Annotated in this window: 18 protein-coding genes; 8 read left to right on the forward strand and 10 right to left on the reverse strand. The window is 41.4% G+C overall.

What is annotated here, in order from left to right; genetic code table 11:
- Positions 1-54: 54 nt before the first annotated feature.
- Both NSTC731_RS22430 and NSTC731_RS22435 read left to right on the forward strand, forming a co-directional pair.
- Positions 55-936, forward strand: a complete 882-nt coding sequence (locus NSTC731_RS22430) for an SDR family oxidoreductase (RefSeq protein WP_445626858.1) — start codon at positions 55-57, stop codon at positions 934-936.
- A gap of 200 nt (positions 937-1136) precedes the next feature.
- The gene (locus NSTC731_RS22435; RefSeq protein ID WP_094352695.1) at positions 1137-1394 is read left to right on the forward strand and encodes a hypothetical protein; all 258 of its coding nucleotides are present in this window, start codon (positions 1137-1139) and stop codon (positions 1392-1394) included.
- 109 nt (positions 1395-1503) lie between these two features.
- Here the strand turns inward: NSTC731_RS22435 and mgtE are convergent, their stop codons facing one another.
- The gene (gene mgtE, locus NSTC731_RS22440; protein WP_445626859.1) at positions 1504-2904 is read right to left on the reverse strand and encodes a magnesium transporter; all 1401 of its coding nucleotides are present in this window, start codon (positions 2902-2904) and stop codon (positions 1504-1506) included.
- Positions 2905-3960: 1056 nt separating this feature from the next.
- On the opposite strand from mgtE, the gene NSTC731_RS22445 reads away from it, so the two are divergent.
- A complete protein-coding gene (locus NSTC731_RS22445) occupies positions 3961-6993 on the forward strand; it encodes a PA14 domain-containing protein (RefSeq protein ID WP_445626860.1) in 3033 nt (1010 codons plus the stop codon).
- A gap of 68 nt (positions 6994-7061) precedes the next feature.
- Here the strand turns inward: NSTC731_RS22445 and NSTC731_RS22450 are convergent, their stop codons facing one another.
- From NSTC731_RS22450 to NSTC731_RS22460, 3 genes are all read right to left on the reverse strand, one after another.
- Positions 7062-8612, reverse strand: a complete 1551-nt coding sequence (locus NSTC731_RS22450; protein WP_445626861.1) for a mercuric reductase — start codon at positions 8610-8612, stop codon at positions 7062-7064.
- Between the two features lie 200 nt (positions 8613-8812).
- Positions 8813-9676: a TVP38/TMEM64 family protein gene (locus NSTC731_RS22455; RefSeq protein WP_445626862.1), complete on the reverse strand. Its 864-nt coding sequence runs from the start codon at positions 9674-9676 to the stop codon at positions 8813-8815.
- Positions 9645-10403, reverse strand: coding sequence for a TVP38/TMEM64 family protein (locus NSTC731_RS22460; protein WP_445626863.1), 759 nt, complete (start codon positions 10401-10403; stop codon positions 9645-9647). Before NSTC731_RS22460 ends, NSTC731_RS22455 begins: the two co-directional genes overlap by 32 nt.
- A gap of 39 nt (positions 10404-10442) precedes the next feature.
- Here NSTC731_RS22460 and NSTC731_RS22465 point away from each other — a divergent pair, with 39 nt between their 5' ends.
- Positions 10443-10757 (forward strand): hypothetical protein, encoded by a 315-nt coding sequence (locus tag NSTC731_RS22465; protein ID WP_445626864.1) that lies wholly within the window; start codon positions 10443-10445, stop codon positions 10755-10757.
- Here the strand turns inward: NSTC731_RS22465 and NSTC731_RS22470 are convergent.
- Positions 10704-11414: a TIGR04283 family arsenosugar biosynthesis glycosyltransferase gene (locus tag NSTC731_RS22470; RefSeq protein WP_445626865.1), complete on the reverse strand. Its 711-nt coding sequence runs from the start codon at positions 11412-11414 to the stop codon at positions 10704-10706. The two genes, NSTC731_RS22465 and NSTC731_RS22470, sit on opposite strands and share 54 nt — an antisense overlap.
- Positions 11411-11809, reverse strand: coding sequence for a CU044_2847 family protein (locus NSTC731_RS22475; RefSeq protein WP_445626866.1), 399 nt, complete (start codon positions 11807-11809; stop codon positions 11411-11413). Before NSTC731_RS22475 ends, NSTC731_RS22470 begins: the two co-directional genes overlap by 4 nt.
- 135 nt (positions 11810-11944) lie before the next feature.
- Between NSTC731_RS22475 and NSTC731_RS22480 the strand changes: the two genes are divergently transcribed.
- The 3 genes from NSTC731_RS22480 to NSTC731_RS22490 all read left to right on the forward strand — a co-directional run bounded on the left by NSTC731_RS22480 (position 11945) and on the right by NSTC731_RS22490 (position 16586).
- Positions 11945-15058: an nSTAND1 domain-containing NTPase gene (locus NSTC731_RS22480; RefSeq protein ID WP_445626867.1), complete on the forward strand. Its 3114-nt coding sequence runs from the start codon at positions 11945-11947 to the stop codon at positions 15056-15058.
- A gap of 458 nt (positions 15059-15516) precedes the next feature.
- Entirely contained in the window at positions 15517-16095 is a 579-nt protein-coding gene (locus NSTC731_RS22485) for a Uma2 family endonuclease (RefSeq protein WP_445626868.1), read from the forward strand.
- A gap of 194 nt (positions 16096-16289) precedes the next feature.
- On the forward strand, positions 16290-16586 hold the full coding sequence (locus tag NSTC731_RS22490) for a hypothetical protein (protein ID WP_445626869.1): 297 nt from the start codon (positions 16290-16292) through the stop codon (positions 16584-16586).
- Between the two features lie 191 nt (positions 16587-16777).
- On the opposite strand, the gene NSTC731_RS22495 is transcribed toward NSTC731_RS22490, so the two are convergent.
- Positions 16778-17767, reverse strand: a complete 990-nt coding sequence (locus NSTC731_RS22495; RefSeq protein ID WP_445626870.1) for a DUF6745 domain-containing protein — start codon at positions 17765-17767, stop codon at positions 16778-16780.
- A 76-nt stretch (positions 17768-17843) separates the two neighbouring features.
- On the opposite strand from NSTC731_RS22495, the gene NSTC731_RS22500 reads away from it, so the two are divergent.
- A complete protein-coding gene (locus NSTC731_RS22500; RefSeq protein WP_445626871.1) occupies positions 17844-18548 on the forward strand; it encodes a Uma2 family endonuclease in 705 nt (234 codons plus the stop codon).
- A gap of 193 nt (positions 18549-18741) precedes the next feature.
- On the opposite strand, the gene NSTC731_RS22505 is transcribed toward NSTC731_RS22500, so the two are convergent.
- The 3 genes from NSTC731_RS22505 to NSTC731_RS22515 form a co-directional block, all read right to left on the reverse strand.
- Complete coding sequence (locus tag NSTC731_RS22505; RefSeq protein WP_445626872.1) at positions 18742-20238, reverse strand: aldehyde dehydrogenase family protein; 1497 nt, start codon at positions 20236-20238, stop codon at positions 18742-18744.
- 194 nt (positions 20239-20432) lie between these two features.
- Positions 20433-21311, reverse strand: coding sequence for a pentapeptide repeat-containing protein (locus NSTC731_RS22510; protein WP_445626873.1), 879 nt, complete (start codon positions 21309-21311; stop codon positions 20433-20435).
- Between the two features lie 85 nt (positions 21312-21396).
- Positions 21397-22119, reverse strand: coding sequence for a cyclase family protein (locus tag NSTC731_RS22515; RefSeq protein ID WP_445626874.1), 723 nt, complete (start codon positions 22117-22119; stop codon positions 21397-21399).
- Between the last annotated feature and the right edge of the window lie 416 nt (positions 22120-22535).

Raw genomic sequence — 22535 nt, forward strand, 5'->3', positions numbered from 1 at the left:
CCCAATTCCCCTTTTTCAACACCCATTCAATACTCAATGACTAAGGTAAAACAGATGGCTAAATCAAAAGAACCAAAAGAGAAAAAAGAGCAAAAATTACAACCGCCACAGCAACAAGAAACACCAGGTGTTGAATCAGAAATGACACCCAAACCCAAAGCAGATGATGCTCAGTATCGGGGTAGTAGGAAGTTACAAGATAAGGTAGCATTGATTACGGGTGCAGATAGTGGGATTGGTCGTGCTGTTGCGATCGCATTTGCAAAAGAAGGTGCAGATGTAGCTATTCTTTACCTTAATGAACACGATGATGCCAAAGAAACAAAACATTTGGTAGAAAAACAAGGGCGTCGTGCAGTAACAATTGCAGGTGATATTGGCAATGAAACTTTTTGTCAGCAAGCCATACAACAAACAGTTGGTGAGTTTGGCAAACTCGATATTCTCGTCAACAACGCTGCTGAACAACATCCGAAAGAAAGTATTGAAGAAATCACCGAAGAGCAACTAGAGCGAACTTTCCGCACTAATATATTCTCAATGTTTTTCATGACTAAAGCTGCACTCAAGCATTTACAAACGGGCAGTGCTATCATCAATACCACATCGGTAACAGCTTATAAAGGTAGCCCACAACTACTAGATTACTCCTCTACAAAAGGTGCGATCGTTGCTTTTACTCGCTCCTTATCAAAAAATTTGGTATCCAAAGGAATTCGCGTTAATGCTGTCGCCCCAGGGCCAATCTGGACACCTTTAATTCCTTCAACTTTCCCCGAAGAGAAAGTTGAAACTTTTGGTAAACAAGTACCAATGGAACGAGCCGGACAACCTGAAGAAGTTGCTCCTAGCTACGTATATTTAGCTTCTGATGATGCTTCTTATGTCTCTGGACAAGTGTTACATGTCAATGGTGGAGATGTTGTCAATGGGTAAGTAAAAAGTTCAGTCATTAGTCATTAGTCATTAGTCATTGGTCACTGGTTATTCACTTTGAATAAAGAACTAATGACTAATTAGAAAAAATAATTACTTCTAAATTATACCCTGATGGTCTTCCATTGGAGGGATGAGTAAAAGTGGGAATATTGATAGTCTATCTAGCAGCAAACATTTAATAAATAATAACTACGTCTATGGCATCTCCTACACCATTGAATGGCAGAGAACTAGTAGATTGTGCTAGAGCAAATGCCCAGCAAGGAATTGAAACTGCTGCTTATCAATGTGGCTATGGTCAAGACCTCAACAAATTTGCCAGAGAACTTAGACAAGCTTGTGAAGACATGAATTTACAAGTGAAGGAACTTAGCGGATTGATTACTGACCAGGACATGATACTGCAATTGGGTACTGGCGAAATTGTTGCTCCAGATACGGAATCAGAATTGTAAAAGTTAAGTTAGTCATTTGTCCTTTGTCTTTTGTCATTTGTCCTTTGTCCGTTGTCATTTGTCTGTTACCAACAACTAATGACCAATGACCAATGACCAATGACTTTTTTCATAACTTTAAAATTATCCGCGCCAAATTGAAGTAAATCAAAACACCTACGACATCAACTGCTGTGGTGATGAACGGCGCTGACATTAATGCCGGATCTAAACGCAGATAGCGAAATAGAAATGGCAGTGCTGAACCGGAGATCGAAGCCAAAATAGAAATAGCTACCAAACTAGTGCCGACAGCGATCGCTACTTCTAATCGTCCTTGCAGAAAATAAGCCCAGACAGTAGCGATCGCACCTAACATTCCTCCCAATAGGGCGCCTGCGATCGCTTCTCGGCTGATTACTTGCAATGCACCACGCGATCGGATTTCATCGGTGTTCATCCCGCGAATCACCACTGTGGAAGATTGAGCGCCTACATTACCTCCAGTACCAGTCAACAAGGGAATAAAGGCCGTCAGTGTCACCACTTTTGCTAAAATATCTTCTTGCGACTTAATAATTGTGCCTGTAACGGTATTGGTTACAAGTAAGACCAATAACCAGACAACCCGTTTCCGAGCGATTTCCAGCAAATTCATTTGAAAATAATTGTCGCCCCCCGACTGCACACCACCACCCAAAGCATAGATATCCTCCGTGGTTTCTTGTTGCAGAATATCAATTACATCATCCACCGTAACAATACCTACTAGAAGCTGTTCTCGATCTACTACAGGCACAGCCAAAAAATCATATCTTTGGATTAATCTTGCAACTTCTTCTTGATCTGTATCAGTGTAGACAAACACCACATCACGGGTCATAATTTCGCCAATAATTTGCTCAGGCTGAGACGTTACTAATTCCCGCAACGATACAATCCCCGTCAAGCGCCTTGCCGCATCCATGACATAAAGATAATAAATCATCTCACTGGCATTAGCTAAGTTGCGAATTCGCTCTAGAGCTTGAGATACTGTCAAATTTTCTTTCAGCGAGATCAACTCTAGCGTCATAATTCGCCCAGCTGTATCAGCTTCATAACCTAATAGTTGGGCTGTAGCTTGACGTTCAGCTGGACTCAGTTGTTCTAGCAAGCGATTGACGACTTTTGCCGGTAATTCATCAAATAACCTTGCTCTGTCATCCGGCGACATTTGATCGACAATATCGCAGACTTCCTGGCTTTTAAGTTCTTCAATTAACCGTTCTTGAACACTGTAGTCAAGATATTCATAAACTTCGATCGCCTCATCCTTAGAAAGCAAGCGAAAAGCCAAAGCGTGCATCGCTTCTGGTAAACCCTCAATCGCCTCGGCGATATCCGCAGGCTGCACGGGTACGAGAATTGATTTTGCTCCTTGCAAGTCTCCTGCTTCTAGGAGCATTTGCAGCTGAGTCCGCACTAAATCCCGCAATTCCCTGCGTGAAAGATTCTGGATGGTAGAGTTTAAATTGTTTGTCTCAGTCAAAGTCCACTTTCCTCTGCCAGTTTGAACAAGGTTGCTGCCCTTAGTCTAGGGGAAAGTGGGAATGTGCAACGTCAAACTTATAATTTTTCTGACTTAGAGTAAATTGAAAACTTTTGTAAATGAACGAAACAGAGGGTTTCGGATGCTGACAATTCTTTGCTCGCAGCGCCTCGTAAAGCCTGCGGCATAGCTTCTCTTCGAGAGGCTTCTCTTTCAGAGACGCTAACGCGAACGCCAACGCGAACGCTTAGGGCGTAGCCTCTTGTAGAGAAGAGAAACTGTCCCATAGCGATTTACAGGATAATCCACTCACAACAAGAGACTTCTTGGCATTTGTCAGGAAAAGGTTCTGCAAAAGTCCCCTTCCCCTTGAACCTTTACCCTTTCCCCCCCCTCTGATAAAAGTTTTTGTTCCACTGATTTTAGGTTATTACTATATTTCTGCTGGTTCTGGTAACAAAAAGATAAAGTAATAGTCAAAATGAAGTATAGATAAATATTAATTTTTCAAATCTTTAAATATTAAAATTTTTCTTTATACAAATTTTATATAGTTAATAAATTTGTAGATAAGCACATTAGATTATCCGATATTTTGGCATTTTTTATTTAAACATCAGCAAAACTTTTATATTCCTTTAAAAAAGGATATATCAATATGAATATTTAAACAAAGTTCCATACAGAAGATAGACATAACACCGCCATCTATTGTCAAATGTGTAAGCACTAAAAGAATACTTAAGTAATCTATGTAAAGTTATTGCATTTGACTAATTACGCATGTATTTGCTTTCTTAAGCACTGCTTGCCTTGCTGATATGCATCTGCACATCAATAAAATTTAGAAGGTATCAAAAATTTACTAAATTTTTGAAAGAAAACAAAGACTAACAAAGACTAATATATTCTTCAATTAATTATTCATGATTAGTAATTACTAAATATATATTTATAAGTTAATCAATTATTAGCTTATCAGTATATTTATATCAAGCTTCATGATGCATTTTTTGCTGGAATATTCAATGTAAAATTAATCTTGAAACATTAATTATGGCATCAAATCAAAACTTATCAACATCTGTAAGTCCAGTAATTACTACTAAATCATCTCTAGAAAGTATTGACCAAGGGCAAACCAGCATTTCTGCTCGCTCTAGCCTACTCTCTCAAGGAGATGGACTCAAGGCAGAGTATTACGACAACATGGACTTCACCAACCTGAAGGTAACTCGTACAGATCCGACGGTGAACTTTAACTGGCGTACTGGTTCTCCCGATTCGTCGATTGATGCAGATACTTTCTCAGCGCGGTGGACAGGTCAGGTAGAAGCCAAGTACAGCGAAACTTACAAGTTCTACACTACTGCTGATGATGGTGTACGACTGTGGGTGAATGGTCAACAAATCATCAATCAGTTTGTCGATCAAGCTGCCACCGAATCTAGTGGCTCGATCGCATTGGTTGCAGGTCAGAAGTACGATATTAAACTTGAGTACTATGAAAAGCAAGGCAATGCCGTTTCTCAACTGCGTTGGTCAAGCGCCTCTCAGGCGAAGGAAATCATTCCTCAGTCGCAACTGTATAGTAATGTCAGCACACCTAGTAGTGGCAATGGACTCAAAGGAGAGTACTACGACAACATCGACTTCACCAATCTGAAGATAACTACTACAAATCCGACGGTGAACTTTAACTGGGGCGCTGATTCTCCCGCTCCGTCGATTGATGCAGATACTTTCTCAGTGCGGTGGACAGGTCAGGTAGAAGCCAAATACAGCGAAACTTACAAGTTCTACACTACTGCTGATGATGGTGTGCGACTGTGGGTGAATGGTCAACAAATCATCAGTCAGTTTGTCGATCAAGCTGCCACTGAATCTAGTGGCTCGATCGCATTGGTTGCAGGTCAGAAGTACGATATTAAACTTGAGTACTACGAAAATAAAGGCAATGCCGTTTCTCAACTGCGTTGGTCAAGCGCCTCTCAGGCGAAGGAAATCATTCCTCAGTCTCAACTTTATTCACCATTTCTTCCGACCACTATCACCTTAGGTTCGTCTTCGATGACTGTGAACGAAGACAGTGGTAGTGTTACCGTCAAACTAATTAGAACTGGAGATACAAGTGGTACATCTTCAATTAAGTATGCGACTATAGCTAATACTGCTACAAAAGGAGTTGACTATGGCAGTGAAGGCGTTGAAACTGCTGGAACACTGATTTTTGCGCCGGGACAAAGTAGCGCACAGGTATCGATTCCGATCAATGATGATTCCTTGATAGAAGGAGATGAAACCTTTAATTTTGTCATCGATCAGGCAGAGGGGGCAACACTAGGAGTCCAAAGAACTCTCGCAATTACAATTCAAGACAACGATCGCTCCGGCCTCGATTTTAGTCAGACAGTAGTTAATGAAGGTGACGGTAATGCTAAGGTGATAGTTACACGAGGCAACGCTTCGGCGGCTGCTAGCGTCAACTACACGACCGAAGATGGGACTGCTAAAGCTGGATCTGATTACAAAACTGTATCTGGAAACTTGAGTTTTGCAGTTGGACAAACCAGTAACACCATTGTTATCCCCATTGTTGATGACAACATTGGGGAATCAAATGAAACATTTACCTTGAAGTTAAGTAACCCAGTTGGAGTGCAGTTAACTAATCAACAGACAAGTATCACTATTATTGATAATGACTCTGGTAATTTTGCTTTAGATAAGGTAGCTTCTGGTTTGAATCAACCTACAGCTTTTGAATGGGCACCTGATGGTAACAGTATGTTCATTGCCCAGAAAAATGGGGTAGTGCGAGTCATGAAAAACGGTAGCTTATTATCAACACCGTTTACTGATATTAGCGGACAAGTAAATGATACGCGCGATCGCGGTCTTTTAGGCATTGCCGTACATCCAGATTTTGGTAAAAGTCCAAACGGCAACAACTATGTTTACCTGTTGTATACCTACGATCCACCAGAAACTAATCCAAACAATCCTAATAATAATCCCAATAGCACATTGGACGATCCCGATCAAAATGGGAATCGTACTGCACGCCTAAGTCGCTTTACAGCTGACCCCAATACTAATTACACTACTGCAATTGCTGGCAGCGAAGTTGTACTACTTGGCACAAATGGCACTTGGGCAAATATCAGCCACCCAGATGGAAATAGCACAAATGTTTCACTTGGCTATGCACCATCAGGAATTCTCAACAAAGATACTGGTAAGCCGTTTACTAGCTTGCAGGATTATCTCAATAATCTCGATAAAGTCCAAAATATCCAGAATTTTATAGCCAATGATAGTGAATCTCACTCAGTTGGTTCTGTGCGTTTTGGTACTGATGGTTCTCTATTTGTGAGCTTAGGAGATGGTACTTCCTACAATGGAGTAGACCCGCGAGCAATTCGCGTCCAGGATAAAAATAATCTATCCGGCAAGATTCTGCGGATTGACCCGATTACGGGTAAAGGCTTATCCAGCAATCCTTTCTACAACGGTGACGCCAATAGCAATATTTCCAAAGTTTATGACTACGGTCTGCGTAACCCCTTCCGTTTCACAATTGATAAAAAGACCAATACCCCCTATATTGGCGATGTTGGCTTCGGTACTTACGAAGAGGTGAATGTCGGAAAACCAGGAGCTAACTTTGGCTGGCCCTTCTATGAAGGTGGCCTTGATGCAAATGGTAATGTCGTCAGTCTGAAACAACCAGTCTACGCTAATTTAGATGCAGCAAAAGCCTTCTATAATAGTGGCTCATCTGTTACAGAACCACTGTACACTTACAAGCATTCTGGTTCTAATTCGATCCTAGTGGGTGACTTTTACACAGGTAATACTTTCCCTGCAATCTATCAAGGTGCCTTATTCATTGGTGATTTCAGTCAAGGAACTATCGATGCTTTGATATTAGATAGTCAAGGTAAAGTTACCTCAGTTAAGCGGTTTGCTTCCCAAACAGACAGGCCTAATCTAGGACTGCCTACACAAATCACCACTGGCCCTGATGGTAATCTGTATTACGCAAACTTGACCGGAGGCGAGATCGATCGTTTCCGACCTGTGTAGAGATATAGCAGTGACATAAAAATTATCAGTTATCAGCGAACAGTTATCTGACCGTTCGCTGATTTTGCTTAAGATAACTTTGTCAGAAATCCCAGCAATTTTTTGGTATTTGATGTTAGGAGTGTTCGACGATAAGCATCAGCTGCTTTTTTAATTGCTTCGGCTTGAGTGGGATAAGGATGAATTACACTGCTTAACTTGCTCAAACCAATCTTATTCACCATTGCCGTAGTCACTTCTGATATCATCTCACCCGCGTGACTGGCGACAATAGTTGCACCGATAATTTCATCAGACCCCTTTTTATGGTGAATTTTGAGAAATCCTAACTCTTCACCATCGGCGATCGCTCGGTCTACACTACTAAAAGGAATCTCAATTGTTGTCACCTCAATACTCAATTTCTGCGCTTCGTGTTCGGATAACCCTACGTGGGCAATTTCTGGGTCAGTATAAGTTACCCAAGGCATCACCAAATTACTGAGTTTCGAGCGTCCCAAGCCAAAGGGAGAAAACAGGGTATTTTTAATTACAATCCGCGCTGCGGCATCAGCAGCATGGGTAAACTTCCAGTTCATGCAGATATCGCCAGCTGCATAAATTTTGGGATTGGTCGTTTGCAGGTAATCATTTACCTTCACGCCAAGGTGCTTGTCATATTCTACACCCACAGCTTCTAAATTTAGATTTTCGACATTTGGCGATCGCCCCGCAGCAACTAAAATTTCATCGACTGTCACCGAATCTCGATGACCGTTAGAGGAAAAGTAAAGGCGTTTTCCCTCGGTGACAGTTACCACTTCTTCCAAGTTGGAATCGAATACTAGGCGAATTCCTTCGCTAATCAAAACCTTTTGGAGAATTTTAGCGGCTTCAGGGTCTTCTTTATTTAGGAGATGAGAACCGCTATGAAAAAGCACCACCTCACAACCCAAACGCCGGAAAGCTTGCGCCATTTCGCAACCAATGGGCCCGCCACCAATCACCGCCAAACGTTCTGGTCGTTGAATTAGAGAAAAAACCGTTTCATTGGTTAGATAACCCGCCTGTTCAATTCCCGGAATCGACAGTTGTGCAGCTCTTGCGCCAGTTGCAATCACAGCTTTTTTAAACTTGAGGGTTTGATCGCCAACTTCCACCGTATTTTTACTTGCAAATCGACCGCTACCCAAAAAGACATCGACACCCAACTTTTGAAACCGTTCCGCCGAGTCGTTAGGGCTGATATCAGCTCTTATCTTCCGCATCCTGGCCATAACTTTGGGAAAATCAACATCAATATTATGTTGGGGAATATTAACTCCCAAGTCTTTAGCATCCCAGATTTCGCCAACAACGCGGGCAGAGCGAATAATAGTTTTAGATGGTACGCAACCAACATTTAAGCAATCTCCACCCATGAGATGCTTTTCAATTAACGCCACCTTTAAACCCAAATCCAGACCCGCAGCCCCCGCCGCCACGACTAATCCCGCCGTTCCAGCACCAATAACTACCAAGTCGTAAACGTCGGCAGGCTGAGGATTAACCCAATTTGGCGGATGGGCATAAGACACCAGCTTTTGGTTATACTCGTCAATTGGGCGAACTGTGACTCTTTCTAAATCTGAATTGGTCATTGGCGAAACCTCTTTTAAAATTAAGAATCCCGATTAATTTAGGCGGCTCAGTCTTTTATTTTTTATGCTTGTTTAATAAGGAATACAGCGTTTAAATTGTTTTGTCCGTTTGGGAATTGACAGATACGATTGAAGCTTTTTTTTATAAATGTTTCAGCAATCAATAATTTACAGCAATTTGCAAGCACACCTGTGCTACCCTACAATTCCTCTTCTAAAGCTTTGCGGGCAATCCGGGTTACATAAACTGTAACAGCGACTGTTGCAATCAAACCCAAGATGCGAATTGCCCATTGTAAATTCGGGTTGGTAGGTTGAGCCTCAGTGCCAATCATCGCCAGATTACCTGCAAGGGAACCAATATAAACATACATGATGGTTCCAGGAATCATCCCTAGAGAGCCGATGAAGTAATCTTGAAGTGAAACTCCCGTGATGCCAAAGGCATAGTTTAACAAATTGAAAGGAAATATCGGAGATAGTCGCGTTAACAGGACAATTTTTAATCCTTCTCTACCTACCGCTTCATCTATGGCGGCAAATTTTTTGTTATCTGCAATTTTCTGAGCAACCCAACCCCTTGCTAAATAACGTCCGACGAGAAAAGCAGCTGTAGCGCCAAGGGTTGCACCGATAAACACGTAAAGAGAACCCCAAACTGCACCAAAAATTACACCAGCTCCCAAAGTGAGAATAGAACCTGGAAAAAAAGCAACGGTAGCGATAATATAAAGGGCAATAAAAGCTATGGCTCCTAATGCACCCAGGCTTTCAATCCACTGCAAGGCTTCGCGTAAAATTGCTTGGGGATTAAAAGAATTTGAATTTACCGATTCTTGTGCTAAAGCTGGGTCTGTGTTTAATGAAAAACTACTTGCCAATATTAGTAATATTAATACACTGAGGCTAAAAAACTTCTGGAAGTTTCTGGCATTAATACTTTTAACACTTCGGCTTCGCTCAGTGTTAAAGCCGAGCGGAGTCGTACCACTTCGTGGAAGCAAGCTACGCGTAGCGTCTCGCAGAGAGGCTTTAAATATCTGAATGATTGTTAGTTTTTTCATCGGTTGTGATTTCTTCTACTGCCACACTTTGAGCTAATGCTTTCTGAGCAACTTTTGTGATATACACAGTTACAGTAACGGTAGCAATCAACCCAACTACTCGCATTATCCATTGCCAGACCTGAGTTTCTGGAGTAATTGGTTGATGAGAGGTGTTAATCGTGGCAAGATTACCAGCTAAAGAACCAATATAAACGTACATCACAGTACCGGGAATAATGCCGAAGGAACCTAATATATAATCTTTGAGAGAAACCTGTGTTACTCCAAAAGCATAATTTAATAAATTGAAGGGAAAGACGGGTGAAAGACGAGTTAGCAAAACAATTTTCCATCCCTCTTTAGCAACTGCTAAATCAATCGCTTTAAATTTAGGATGTTTGTCCATTTGTCGAGAAACCCAATCCCGCGACAGGTAGCGTCCAATAAGAAAAGCCAAGGTTGCTCCAATTGTTGCAGCAATTAGCACATATATTGAACCCCAAAATACACCAAACAGACAACCACCTTTGAGGGTTAGAAGAGAACCCGGTATAAATAGTAATGTTGCTAAGTTGAAAATAACTATGTAGGCAATAGGCCCTAAAGTACCAAGACTGTGAACCCAAATGACTAAGGTCTGTAAAAGTCCCTGAAAATTTAACTGTTTAGCAGCAATTATTAGTGTGATAATCAGGCAACTTAGCAGTAGTAGTTTGAGTTTGGAATTTAATAAACGCTTGTTCATTTTTATAAGTTTCACCCTCAGAGGCTCGATGTTGACCTTTTGAGGCTCGACTTTGACCTTCTGAGGCTCAATGTTGACCTTCTGAGGCTCGACGTTGACCTTCTGAAGCTCAACGTTGACCTTCTGAGGCTCGATGTTGACCTTTTGAGGCTCAACGTTGACCTTCTGAGGCTCAATGTTGACCTTCTGAGGCTCAATGTTGACCTTCTGAAGCTCAATGTTGACCTTCTGAAGCTCAACTTTCAAATTTACACCTTAAATCCAATGCCCCTAAGATATACCACCTACATGAGAAACAGCTTAAAGCCTCTTAAATTTTTCTCGGCGATACCAGCGACAAATTCGCTCAGGTGAAACGCCGAGCAAATAAGCAATAATTACTATTTGATTAAGTAGCGTAGTTTTTAATACTCCCTTTTGCAACCATCTACGGGCTGAGGTGACAACTGGTGTGGGAATAATTACAATGCGTCCGATGCGTTTTAGACGACGCATGAGTTCAAAGTCTTCCATGATAGGCAATTCGGGAAAACTGCCTATTTTTTGAAATACTTCCTTTGTTAAAAAAATTGCTTGGTCGCCATAGGGCATTTGATAAAAATGCGATCGCACATTTACTCCCCACTCCACCCATCGTAAACTTAAAAGTGACGCATCAATCCGCAATTTAAAAGCACCAGCCACAATTCCAGGCTGTTGTAGTGCCGTGCGAATCATCTCATCAAACCCAGTTGGTAAACGGGTATCTGCATGGAGAAATAACAGAATCTCACCGCTAGCTGCTACAGCACCCGCGTTCATTTGCACAGCACGACCGGGAGATGATGAGATAACTTTGACATTTAAAGACTGAGCGATCGCTACAGTATCATCACTAGAGCCACCATCGATTACAATGACTTCTATATTTAGATTGGCTTGAGTAGTAGCAATGGCTTTTTTAATATTTCCTGCTTCATTAATAGCCGGAATGATAATCGAAATTTTAGCAGCACCAATACTTTGACTCATGATTGCTGAGTTTGTTTTTCCGATTGGTCAGGAAATGAACACTCTACTGTTACCTTCAGATTGCTTTCAGCCGTGCCTTTAGTTATGTAAGGTATACCTGCTTCACCGCCAACTTTGATGCCAAATTCTAAAGTGACTTTATCAATATTAGCAACAGGGATTTTCTTAAAAGCATTAAGTGAATAAACAGTGTAAGCCCGAATTGTACCTTCAATCGCTTGAAAATTTTGCACTATCTGTTTTTGTGCAGCATCAGCATCCCATCCCTTATCAATTAGCGCTTCTTCTCCTTCTGGAGAAACTTCGGTAATGACTGGTGGAGCATCTATATTATCTGTAGCTTCAATGTAAATAATCGTGCCATCTTCTAAATGAATAGGTGTGAGTTGAGTCATGGAATAAATCTTGCTTAAAAGAATTGGGCGTAGGGTAGCACAGCTGTGCTACCTTACACATTTTTACGGAAAATGCGGTAAATTTCTTGTAGAAGCTGGAAATAATGCGACTAAACTATCATAAAGCTTACTAATATGAGTCGAGACGCTTTGGTGGTGGGAATTAATACGTATGACCGCTTAAAGAGTCTCAATGCGCCAGCTGCCGATGGTGAAGCGATCGCTCAAATCTTACAACAATATGGTGAATTTCGGGTAACGCGGCTACCAGCAATCAAAGACAAGGAAAACCAGACGATTCGCATTGGTAAGCAAACTAAAGTTAGTTTAACTCAGTTAGAAAGAGCGATCGTCCAATTGTTTAAGCCAGATGGTAAGCCACCAGACACGGCACTGCTGTATTTTTCTGGTCATGGATTGCGGAAAAATATCGGAATTCAGGAAGGTTATTTAGCAACGAGTGAAGTCAACCCCGACGCGGGTAATTGGGGACTATCTCTACAATGGCTGCGACGACTGCTGCAAGAAAGTGAAGTCAGACAACAAATTGTGATTTTGGATTGCTGCTATAGCGGAGAAGTGCTAAATTTTGCAGAGGCAGATCCAGGCGATCGCGGTAAAGGTAGAGACAGGTGTTTTATTGCGGCTTCTCGTGATTTTGAAGTTGCTTTTGAAGAGATTAACAGCCAACACAGCGTTCTCACCGCCGCACTGCTTCAAGGTTTAGAACCAAAACAAGACCGTTGGGTGAGTAACTACACTTTAGTAGACTTGCTCAATCAAGAACATCACCCCTTCCCCCAGCGTCCCATATTTGCTAACTCTGGTGAAGCAATTAATCTCACCCGCAAATGGAATTCCTCTGTTGTTAATTCCACAGAACAAATATCAGCTATTTGTCCTTACAAAGGGTTGTCTTATTTTGATTGCACAGAAGCAGATGCTAAATTATTTTATGGCAGAACAGCGTTAACCGATGAATTATTAGAAAAAGTGCGATCGGGTAATTTCCTTGCTGTGTTGGGAGCATCAGGAAGTGGTAAATCTAGTGTTGTCAGAGCAGGTTTACTTTATCAATTAAAGTTAGGACGCAAGTTATCTGGTAGCGATACTTGGCAGTTGAAAATATTTCGACCAGGGATTAATCCCTTACAAAATTTAGCACTGACATTTGTAGAATCAGAATTATCAGATATTGAACGCGCATCACAATTAGCAAAAGCAGAAGAATTAATAGTTAGAGGTGCAGTTGGTTTAGGACAGTTTATTACTGCTAGTCAAACTCAGCGCGTCGTGTTAGTGGTAGACCAGTTTGAAGAAGCTTTTACTCAATGTCAAGACATTACAAAACGACAGCAGTTTTTTGAATGTTTGCTAGGTGCTTTGCAACGGGATGACAATAAACTCTGCTTAATAATCACAATGCGGGGTGATTTCTTTGGTAAATGTCTCGAACAAGAGTATGGCGGACTAGCTAAGAAAATTCAAGAGCATTTAGTAACAGTAACACCGATGAATCGGGAGGAATTAGAAACAGCAATTATCAAACCTGCTGAACAGGTGAACTTGGAAGTAGAACCGGAATTAGTTTCTGAAATGATTATAGATGTAGAGAACTCACTGGGGAGCTTACCATTGTTGCAGTACACGCTGACACAACTATGGCAGCAAAGAACTCAGGAAAAGTTAACTCTTATCGCCTATAGCCGATTGGGTAGAATCAGAGGAACGCTGCAAATACGCGCTACAGAAGTTTATAAGTCGTTATTACCTGAGGAACAGCAGGCAACAAAGCGGATTTTTCTCGAACTGACACAGTTGGGAGAACGAACAGAAGACACGCGCAGACAGGTTTTGCAACGCGATTTAGTTACTTCACAGCATCCAGAAGCTTTGATTAATAAGGTAATTCAACGGTTAGCTGATGAAAAGTTAGTTGTTACTAGTACCTTAATTGAGAAAGGATTAAGTCCTGGAAAAGCTGCTGTCGTCGATGTTGTTCACGAAACACTGATTCGCAATTGGTCACTATTACGCAAGTGGATTGAGGAAAGCCGGGATATATTGCGGCAAAAGCGAAAAATTGAAGCGGCTGCCGTTGAATGGCGAGATAGAGGAAAGGGAAAAGATTACCTTCTTCAGGGGAAACGTTTGATAGATGCACAGATTTTTCAGATTTCTCAAAAAGAACAAGCCAAAAATTTAAGATTATCTGATTTAGCAGTAGAGTTTATTCAAGCGAGTATTAGACAAAGATGGAATAACCGCTTTAAATTCATTATTATTCCGCTAGGTTTAGCAATATATCTGGGTATAGCTGTAGAGAAGCCAATTAGGATAGCCATTCTTTGGCAAACGGTAGATGCTGCTAAGACAAAAGAGTATAGTCAGGCGAGAATTCAAGCACTTCAAAAGTTGGTAGAACTTGGTGAGAGTCTCGCAAGTCGAGATTTTAGTTACGCCAATCTTAGGGGTGTAAACCTCAGCCGTGCTGACCTTCGCGGTGCCAACTTTAGCCATGCCAACCTTAGCGGTACAGACTTCAGTGATGCCAACCTTAGCACTGCCAATCTCAGTGGTGCCAAACTCAATGATGCCAGACTTATCCGTGCCAACCTCAGTGGTGCCAATCTCAATAGTGCTGACCTTTATGGTGTCAAACTCAGCCGTGCCAATCTCAATGGTGCTGACCTTCGTGGTGCCAACCTCAACCGTGCTAACCTCATTTTTGCCAGCCTCAGCAATACAAACTTCAGCCGTGCCAATCTTAGCGGTACAGACCTCAGTTATACCAAACTCCGCCATACCAAACTCAGCAATGCCAACCTCACCAATGCCGACCTCACCAATGCCGATGCCGATATCAGCGGTACAGACTTCAGCAATGCCAACCTCAGCAATGCCAAACTCAGCAATGCCAAACTCAGCTATGTAAACTTCAGCGATGCAAACCTTAGCCGTGCCAACCTTAGCCATGCAGACTTCTTTAATACTAAATTCAACAATGCAAACCTCGGTGATGCTAACCTCAGCGATGCTGGACTCGCTAGTGCCGACCTCAGAGGTGCTAACCTTAGTGGTACTGACCTCAGCAATGCAAACCTCGGCATTCTCGAATTTTTGACCGACCTTAGAGGTGTTAAAAACCTGACTTCTGAGCAAGTTATATCTGCTAAAAACTGGGAGTATGCAAAATACGATAAGGATTTTCGTACCAAACTCGGTTTACCATCAGAACCAGCTAAGTGAGTTTTAGCGATCGCTCTTTTCGAGATTGCTTTACTGGCAATGAGTTTTATAATTAGGCGATCGCACAGCTAATCTTCAAAAATGGCATCAAAGAGCGATGCCTGCGGCGGGCTACGCCAACGCTTTTTTCGAGATTGCTTTGCTGGCAATGAGTTTTTATAATTAAGCGATCGCACCAAACAAAGACAAACCCTACATCTAGTTTGAAAAAATGGTGTTAAAGAGCGATCGCTCTTTATCGGAGATTGCTTTGCTAGCAATGAGTTTTTATAATTAGGCGATCGCACCAAACAAAGACGAACCCTGCATCTAGTTTGAAAAAATGGTGTTCAAGAGCGATGCCTGGGTTGTGCTACGCCTACGCTGGACTCTGAAATTCATTACTAAGATGTCTTGATACAATTAGTTTGTGGTAAAAAGCTTCATTAAATTTTGATGTCATCCCCAATATAGTTACTATGACAGCGATCGCCATCAACTTAAACCCCATCATCCAACTTACCGACAATCAATTTTATCAGTTGTGTCGTGAAAACCCTGAAATCAAATTTGAACGCAATGCAAGGGGAGAACTTCTAATCATGCCACCCACAGGCGGAGAGACTGGAAATCGTAATATTGAAATTGCGGCAGATTTTGTGATTTGGAATCGTCAAACTCAACTAGGAATTTGCTTCGATTCTTCCACTTGCTTTAAATTGCCTAATGGTGCAAACCGTTCTCCTGATGTCGCTTGGATTAGAAAAGAACGATGGGATACACTTACACCTGAAGAGCAAGAAAAGTTTCCACCTATTGCACCAGACTTCGTTTTAGAGTTAATGTCACCCAGCGATTCTTTGAAAGAAACCCAAGAGAAAATGCAGGAATATATCGATAACGGGGTTAAATTAGGTTGGTTAATTAATTCAAAATTACGTCAGGTAGAAATCTACAGTCTTGGTCAACCAGTGGAAATATTAGAACATCCAAAAGAATTATTAGGTGAAGATATTTTACCAGGATTTACTTTAAATTTAGCAATAATCTGGAGATAAATATTAATTTATGACAGCATCAAAAAGCGATGCCTGCGGTATTTGCTAGCCAACGCAACACTCAAAGATTGCTTTGCTGGCAATGATTTTTTATAATTAAGCGATCGCACCAAACAAAAACCAACCCTGAAGTCACTCCCATCAACTCTGTAGTTACTCCCGTTAACCCTGTAGTCGCTCCCGTCAACTCTGTAGTGACTTTCGTCAACCCTGTAGTCGCTCCCGTCAACTCTGTAGTGACTTTCGTCAACCCTGTAGTCACTCCCGTCAACCCTGTAGTGACTTTCGTCAACCCTGTAGTCACTCCCGTCAACCCTGTAGTCACTCCCGTCAACCCTGTAGTGACTTTCGTCAACCCTGAAGTCACTCCCGTCAACCCTGTAGTCACTCCCGTCAACCCTGCATCTAATCTGAAAAAATGGCATCAAACAGCGATGCCTGCGATATTTGCTAGCCAACGCTTGACTCTGAAATTTGACAGTCGCTACTAGCGCGGCTGAAAGCACCCAAGAATTAGTAATAACTTGCGAGACCAAATTGAAAATAATGATAATTGCTTAAGTATTGCCAGTGTTTGAGAAATGGTAATCAAACACAGTATTGGCATCAGCTTTAATTTAAATTTTTCTGAGTTTGTCAAACAACAAATAATTATGAAATAGCTTATTCTTACTCATGATTCCTAAGTTTTGCGTTGGTTTACCCAGCGTGCCGCCTCAATAGCAGATGTGAACCGCATAGACACTCTAAAAACCTGCACTTCTCCCGTATTTGGATTTATTACTTTAAGGAACTGCTTAGGCTGGACATTAATTCCTTCAACGACACGTAACAACTTGTATTCTTCCCAAGAGTCAATTTCGACTGCCTTCATTTTTTCAAATATCTTTGTCCAGGCGAGATCGTCGAGTTGACGCTTGCGTTGTAGGGTTATTTTACCGTGATGTGCATTCAGGCTATACCCATCTGTAAAGGCTACGGCAGGTGTATTTTCACCGTGGAGATGGTTGTTGCTATCAATATTAATTGTGGTGCAATGGTTGGAAATAATCGCGATATTTTGAAAGAAGAAAGTCCAGCCGCAATTTTTAACAAAATCTTCTAAAATGAATAGTTGGTTTTCAAATTGCTGGTAGTTGAAACTCTGAATACAAAAGTCAAAATAACTGCATCCTGCAATTAAAATTTCCGGTTTCCGACAAGAAGAGAATATATTTTTAATCAACTGGCTATTGCGTTTACCAAAATGTTCCTCCAAAACATCTCCCCATTGTATTTCTAACTGTTCTTGGAGTAATTTGGCATATTCTTTTGCTAGATGATTGTCAAACAAAGAATGTAAATTTGTTTGTAAATCAACGGGTAATCGCGTGAGCAAATATGATTGCAACTTACTGTAGATTTTACTCCAGTGGGAACTATCTATAGCATCACCCAGAATTGTCTGAGATTCGACTTTGAGCAAATTCCAGATGTACTCGAACCCAGCGTTAGGGCTATCAACGATAATTATTTCAGGTTCAGTGAGTTCGAGTGCAGTATATATTGCTCGAACTGCATCCGTAGCCTGTTGTTGGTTGATGGGTTTGGTAGATAGTCCAATGTGTTGCCATTTTTCTCGACATCGGGATATGAATGCACGTTTTTCTGGTGTCGGGTAGTCGGCGGACATAGCAGGTATGCGAAATAGTGGCTATCTTGTATTAAAGCAGATTATTTGATTTGGTTAATGAATCGAAAAGTGCTGTATGTATAATTACAATCCCTTAGACTGCCTACCTTCATCGGCGGAATTACCAGATTCTAATGATATCCCTGTGGATAACGAACTACAAATATTAATTCCTAATTTATTGTTAGCCATCTTAGCCTCGATTTGGCAAACTCGTGATGACTGGTTTTTCGGTATCAATATGGGAATTTACTATACACCATTACAACCAGCTATAGTCCCCGATGGGTTTTTGAGTTTAGGTGTTGAACGTTTTGTTGGAGAAAACGGACGTTCTAGTTACGTTTTCTGGGAAGAAGAAGGAATTACGCCCATTTTAGCTTTAGAGGTGGTTTCTCAAACCTACAATGGCGAATATGAACAAAAGAAAATAGATTATGCTCAATTAGGCATTTTATATTACGTCATTTATGCACCAACGCGGCTACGTCGTAAGCGTCAACGTTTAGAAGTTTATCGCTTAATTGAAGGTAAGTACACTTTACAACTCGGCGATCAAATTTGGATGCCAGAAATTGGTTTAGGGATTGGACGAGAACAGGGTACTTATCAAGGAAGAACACGAGAATGGCTATTTTGGTATGACCAAGATGGTAACAGATACCAAACTCCAGAAGAAATAAACGCACAACAGCAACAACAGCTAGAACAAACTCAGCAGCAGTTTCAAGAACTTTTAGCCAAATTACAACAACAAGGAATTGACCCAAATTTACTATAGACCTCTTGCAAAAATATATTTTTGCACTCTCAGGGTAAAGGGTAAAGGGTAAAGGAAAAGGATTTTGAGTTTCTTTACCCTTTTCCCCTTCACCTTTACCCCGACAAATGCCAAGAATTCTTATGAAATACCCCTGGCTTAAACTTTCGCACAGCCAGGGGTAGTTAATTATCTGAGGTGTATTTGCAAACAATTAACTACGATTATCTATCTGAGCGCGTTGCAAACTTCCAGAGAAGTCAACATAAACACTTTTCCACTCTGTGAAAACATCCAATGCAGTAGTTCCAGCTTCGCGGTGTCCGTTACCGGTTTGTTTCACACCACCAAAAGGCAAGTGTACCTCTGCCCCAATAGTCGGGCCGTTAATATAGGTGATACCTGCTTCGATGTCGCGCATGGCAGTAAAAGCCCGATTGATATCGCGGGTGTAAACTGAAGAAGAAAGACCATAATTGCTATCGTTGAGAATTGCGATCGCATCCTCAAAGGAGCTAACCTCAATTAATGCCACTACTGGCCCGAATATCTCTTCACGAGCAACGCGCATATCAGGAGTTACATTATCCAAAATAGTTGGTTGAAAGAAGTAACCGTTTTTTAATGAACCTTCACTAGCAATTTCTCCACCAATTAAAACCTTTGCTCCTTCCTCACGAGCGATATCCAAATACTTCCTCACCTGTTGGAGTTGCTTTTCATTGACTATTGGCCCAATATCTGTATCAGAGTCAGTGCCAGCACCCAAGCGTAACTTACTGGTACGCTCATAAAGCATCGCGGTAAATTTTTCCTTGATATCACGATGCAAAATCAGCCGACTAGTAGCCGTACACCGTTGCCCAGTTGTGCCAAACGCTCCCCACACTGCCCCATCGAGAGCAAGTTCTAAATCGGCATCTTCCATCACCACTTGAGCATTTTTACCACCCATTTCCAAACAGACACGTTTGTGAGTGCGTCCGCAAGTCGCGCCGACAAAAGCACCCGTTTCTGAAGAACCAGTAAAGGATACTAAATCAACATCAGGATGCTCAACTAAAGCTTTCCCCGCCTCTTCTCCCACACCATGCACTAAGTTAATTACTCCTGGTGGTAAACCTGCTTGTTGAAAAATTTCAATCAATTTAGTTGCACAAGCAGAAGTATCTTCGGCAGGTTTGAGGATGACTGTATTGCCACATACCAAAGCTGGCATCGCTTTCCAGCAAGGAATTGCCACCGGAAAATTCCAGGGAGTAATTAAAGCACAGGCTCCAATAGGCATCCGTACAGTCATGGCAAATTTATTGGACATTTCCGAAGGTGTGGTTTGCCCAAATAGTCGCCGTCCTTCGCCAGCACTGTAAAAGGCGCAGTCAATACCTTCTTGGACATCTCCCCTAGCTTCCGTCAAGGGTTTACCCATTTCCCGACTGATTAATTGGGCAAGTTCTTCTTTATGCTGGAGTAATATTTCCCCAACGCGAAAAATGTATTCTGCCCTCGCTGGGGCCGGGACTTTGCGCCAACTGCGGTAGGCTTGACGGGCGGCGGCTACCGCTGTATCTACATCCTGAACTTGAGAACGGGGAAATGTGGCTACGACTTCGGTTTTGTCAGCAGGATTGCGACTTTCTAGGGTTGCTTCTCCTACAGCACTCAACCATTGACCATCTATATAATTACGGCAAGATAGTGGAGTTATCATCACAAACACCTCCGAATGATAATCTAGTGGAATTTGTGTACTAAGCTTGCTTGCTTTCTACGTTATCGTCAAGTCAGAATTCAGGAGTCATGATTTAAATTTTGATCTCGCGCCAAGGTAATGCAGTGCAGCTTTACAGATTGATACCGTCCGCGGCATTGCATTTGTTCAACTACATTTTTAACCCATAACTGTTAACATCCCTTATTTTGATTACTTCCATCTGGCATGATAGTTCTACAAAAGATTGCACCATCAAAACAACACCTGTGGTCGTCATCTTTCATATATGCTCCTTCAAAATTTGCATCACTTAAATTAACGGCAATGAAAGAGTTATCAGCTAAACCTACCTCTTTAAAAACAGCGCCACTTAGGTCAGCAAAATCAAAAAAAGACGTTTGAATTCTTGAGCTTTCAAAATTGCAGTTCCTCAAGTCAGCATAACGCAATTCAAAGTCTGGAACCCACAAACGCAGAACACTACCGCTCAATCTGATTCCTGTCAAATCTACAGAACGCTCAAACGTAAAAATTCTTTCTCCTGAATCATAGCGTTTTTGTAATGACTCAATGGCTTCGCTAGGGTGATAGTTATAGCTCTCAATATCTCCATTGGGCAATATGGCTTCGTGAAAAATTACGTCAGTATAATTCCAATCCCAGTTAGCATTTGTAAAAATTGTTTGGCGGCAGAATGAACCTGATAAGTTACATTCCTGTATCGTTGCTGAGGTTAAATTCGTTCTAACTAGACTAGAGTCACATAGAAACGTTTTGGTTAAATCAGCATTGGTTAAATTACTTTCGTTAAAGTTAGTTGCCTCTATTTGTGAGTTACTTAAATTAGCATTGGTTAAATTGGCAGAACCTAAGTAGCAAAACCTCAGATTAGCACCACTTATGTTTGCACTGCTTAAATTGGTTCCCATCAAACAAGTAGATTCAAGCCAAGCTTGATTAAGATTGATGTCACTCAAATCAAGGTGATTTAGCTGAAGACCTTTCAAAACGACTTTAGAAAAATCTCGTTCTCCTGATTCATAACGTCTGAGAAACTCTTCAGCATTCATTACAAGTTACACCGTTTCATTGCTCTGTATATCATTATTAAGTATCAATTCTGAATTCCGACTCTTAAGTTCTGAATTCTTTGCCTTAAGGCACGAACGCCAACACGCCCACAGGCGAACCAGAACCACCACGTAACCTAAGAACTGCGATCGCTAGAGTAGTACCTTTAGGTGGCAGTTGATCCAAATTTGTTAGATTCTCCAACACAATGCGCGGTTTTTCCAATACCAAGCGGTTAATCGCAAAACTGTTATCCTGTCCGGGGTCTACACCATGAGTATCAATTCCTACCCCAATTATTTGCCGTTTATCAAGTAAAAATTGAGTCGCTTCGCTACCAAATCCCGGAAAGTGGGGAATCCCTTGAGCATCATGATTGAGGAATGCACTTTTATCTAACCACTTATTTTGCCAACCAGTATTCAATATAACTACGCAGCCACCAGAAATTTCACCATATTCTGCTTCCCAAGCCAAAACATCAGCAACACTCAAGGCATAATCAGGATTAACTGCTGTAGCTTGGCAAACGTTTATAACCACCGCAGGTACAACTAAAGACTGGGCTGAATATTGGTCAATTCCCACAGCAGAACTATGAAAACTATTAGGGGCGTTGATATGGGTAGCGCTATGTTCCCCCAAGGAGAAACGCCGCAAGTAATAACCATCATTATTTAGTTCAGCCACAGTTTCAAATTCTACTGTGGGATCTCCAGACCATTGGGGAATATCTATGTCAATTACATGACTTAGGTGGATAACGCGTGTGTAGGTGATACTATTTTGACTTTCGGGTTGTATCATCCCAGCCTTCTATTTTACTTGTACTCAGGGATTTTTTTATTCGGTGCGTAGGTGTAGTTCATTATGTACATTAGACCTCTTGCAAAAATATGTTTTTGCACTCTTAGGGAAAAGGTTTTGGTTAAAGGGAAAGGATTTTGAGTTTCTTTACCCTTTTACGCTTGCCCTTTACCCCGACAAATGCCAAGAAGTCTATTGTCTGGATTGGCTATGCCTACGCAAAGATAGTACTACCATTACAACGTTTTTCAAACCTAATTTCCTATATTAGAATAAATAATCCCCTCAATTCCTGTAAATTTTAGGTTATTGAGGGGGTTAAAATGTTGCAGCAAAAAGTGAGTTGATCTTAGTTAACAACTATTAGGTTAAGCTTTGATTAAGTTCAGATTAAGATTACACATATCGAGAAATTA

The sequence above is a fragment of the Nostoc sp. DSM 114167 genome, from assembly GCF_052692655.1.

Coding starts and splice junctions, on each gene's coding strand:
- NSTC731_RS22515 (WP_445626874.1), bottom strand. CDS start 22,119: ATGATACAACCCGAAAGTCAAAATAGTATCACCTACACACGCGTTATC.
- NSTC731_RS22480 (WP_445626867.1), top strand. CDS start 11,945: ATGAGTCGAGACGCTTTGGTGGTGGGAATTAATACGTATGACCGCTTA.
- NSTC731_RS22460 (WP_445626863.1), bottom strand. CDS start 10,403: ATGAACAAGCGTTTATTAAATTCCAAACTCAAACTACTACTGCTAAGT.
- NSTC731_RS22450 (WP_445626861.1), bottom strand. CDS start 8,612: ATGACCAATTCAGATTTAGAAAGAGTCACAGTTCGCCCAATTGACGAG.
- NSTC731_RS22470 (WP_445626865.1), bottom strand. CDS start 11,414: ATGAGTCAAAGTATTGGTGCTGCTAAAATTTCGATTATCATTCCGGCT.
- NSTC731_RS22505 (WP_445626872.1), bottom strand. CDS start 20,238: ATGATAACTCCACTATCTTGCCGTAATTATATAGATGGTCAATGGTTG.
- NSTC731_RS22455 (WP_445626862.1), bottom strand. CDS start 9,676: ATGAAAAAACTAACAATCATTCAGATATTTAAAGCCTCTCTGCGAGAC.
- NSTC731_RS22495 (WP_445626870.1), bottom strand. CDS start 17,767: ATGTCCGCCGACTACCCGACACCAGAAAAACGTGCATTCATATCCCGA.
- NSTC731_RS22500 (WP_445626871.1), top strand. CDS start 17,844: ATGTATAATTACAATCCCTTAGACTGCCTACCTTCATCGGCGGAATTA.
- NSTC731_RS22485 (WP_445626868.1), top strand. CDS start 15,517: ATGACAGCGATCGCCATCAACTTAAACCCCATCATCCAACTTACCGAC.
- NSTC731_RS22435 (WP_094352695.1), top strand. CDS start 1,137: ATGGCATCTCCTACACCATTGAATGGCAGAGAACTAGTAGATTGTGCT.
- NSTC731_RS22430 (WP_445626858.1), top strand. CDS start 55: ATGGCTAAATCAAAAGAACCAAAAGAGAAAAAAGAGCAAAAATTACAA.
- NSTC731_RS22475 (WP_445626866.1), bottom strand. CDS start 11,809: ATGACTCAACTCACACCTATTCATTTAGAAGATGGCACGATTATTTAC.
- NSTC731_RS22510 (WP_445626873.1), bottom strand. CDS start 21,311: ATGAATGCTGAAGAGTTTCTCAGACGTTATGAATCAGGAGAACGAGAT.
- NSTC731_RS22445 (WP_445626860.1), top strand. CDS start 3,961: ATGGCATCAAATCAAAACTTATCAACATCTGTAAGTCCAGTAATTACT.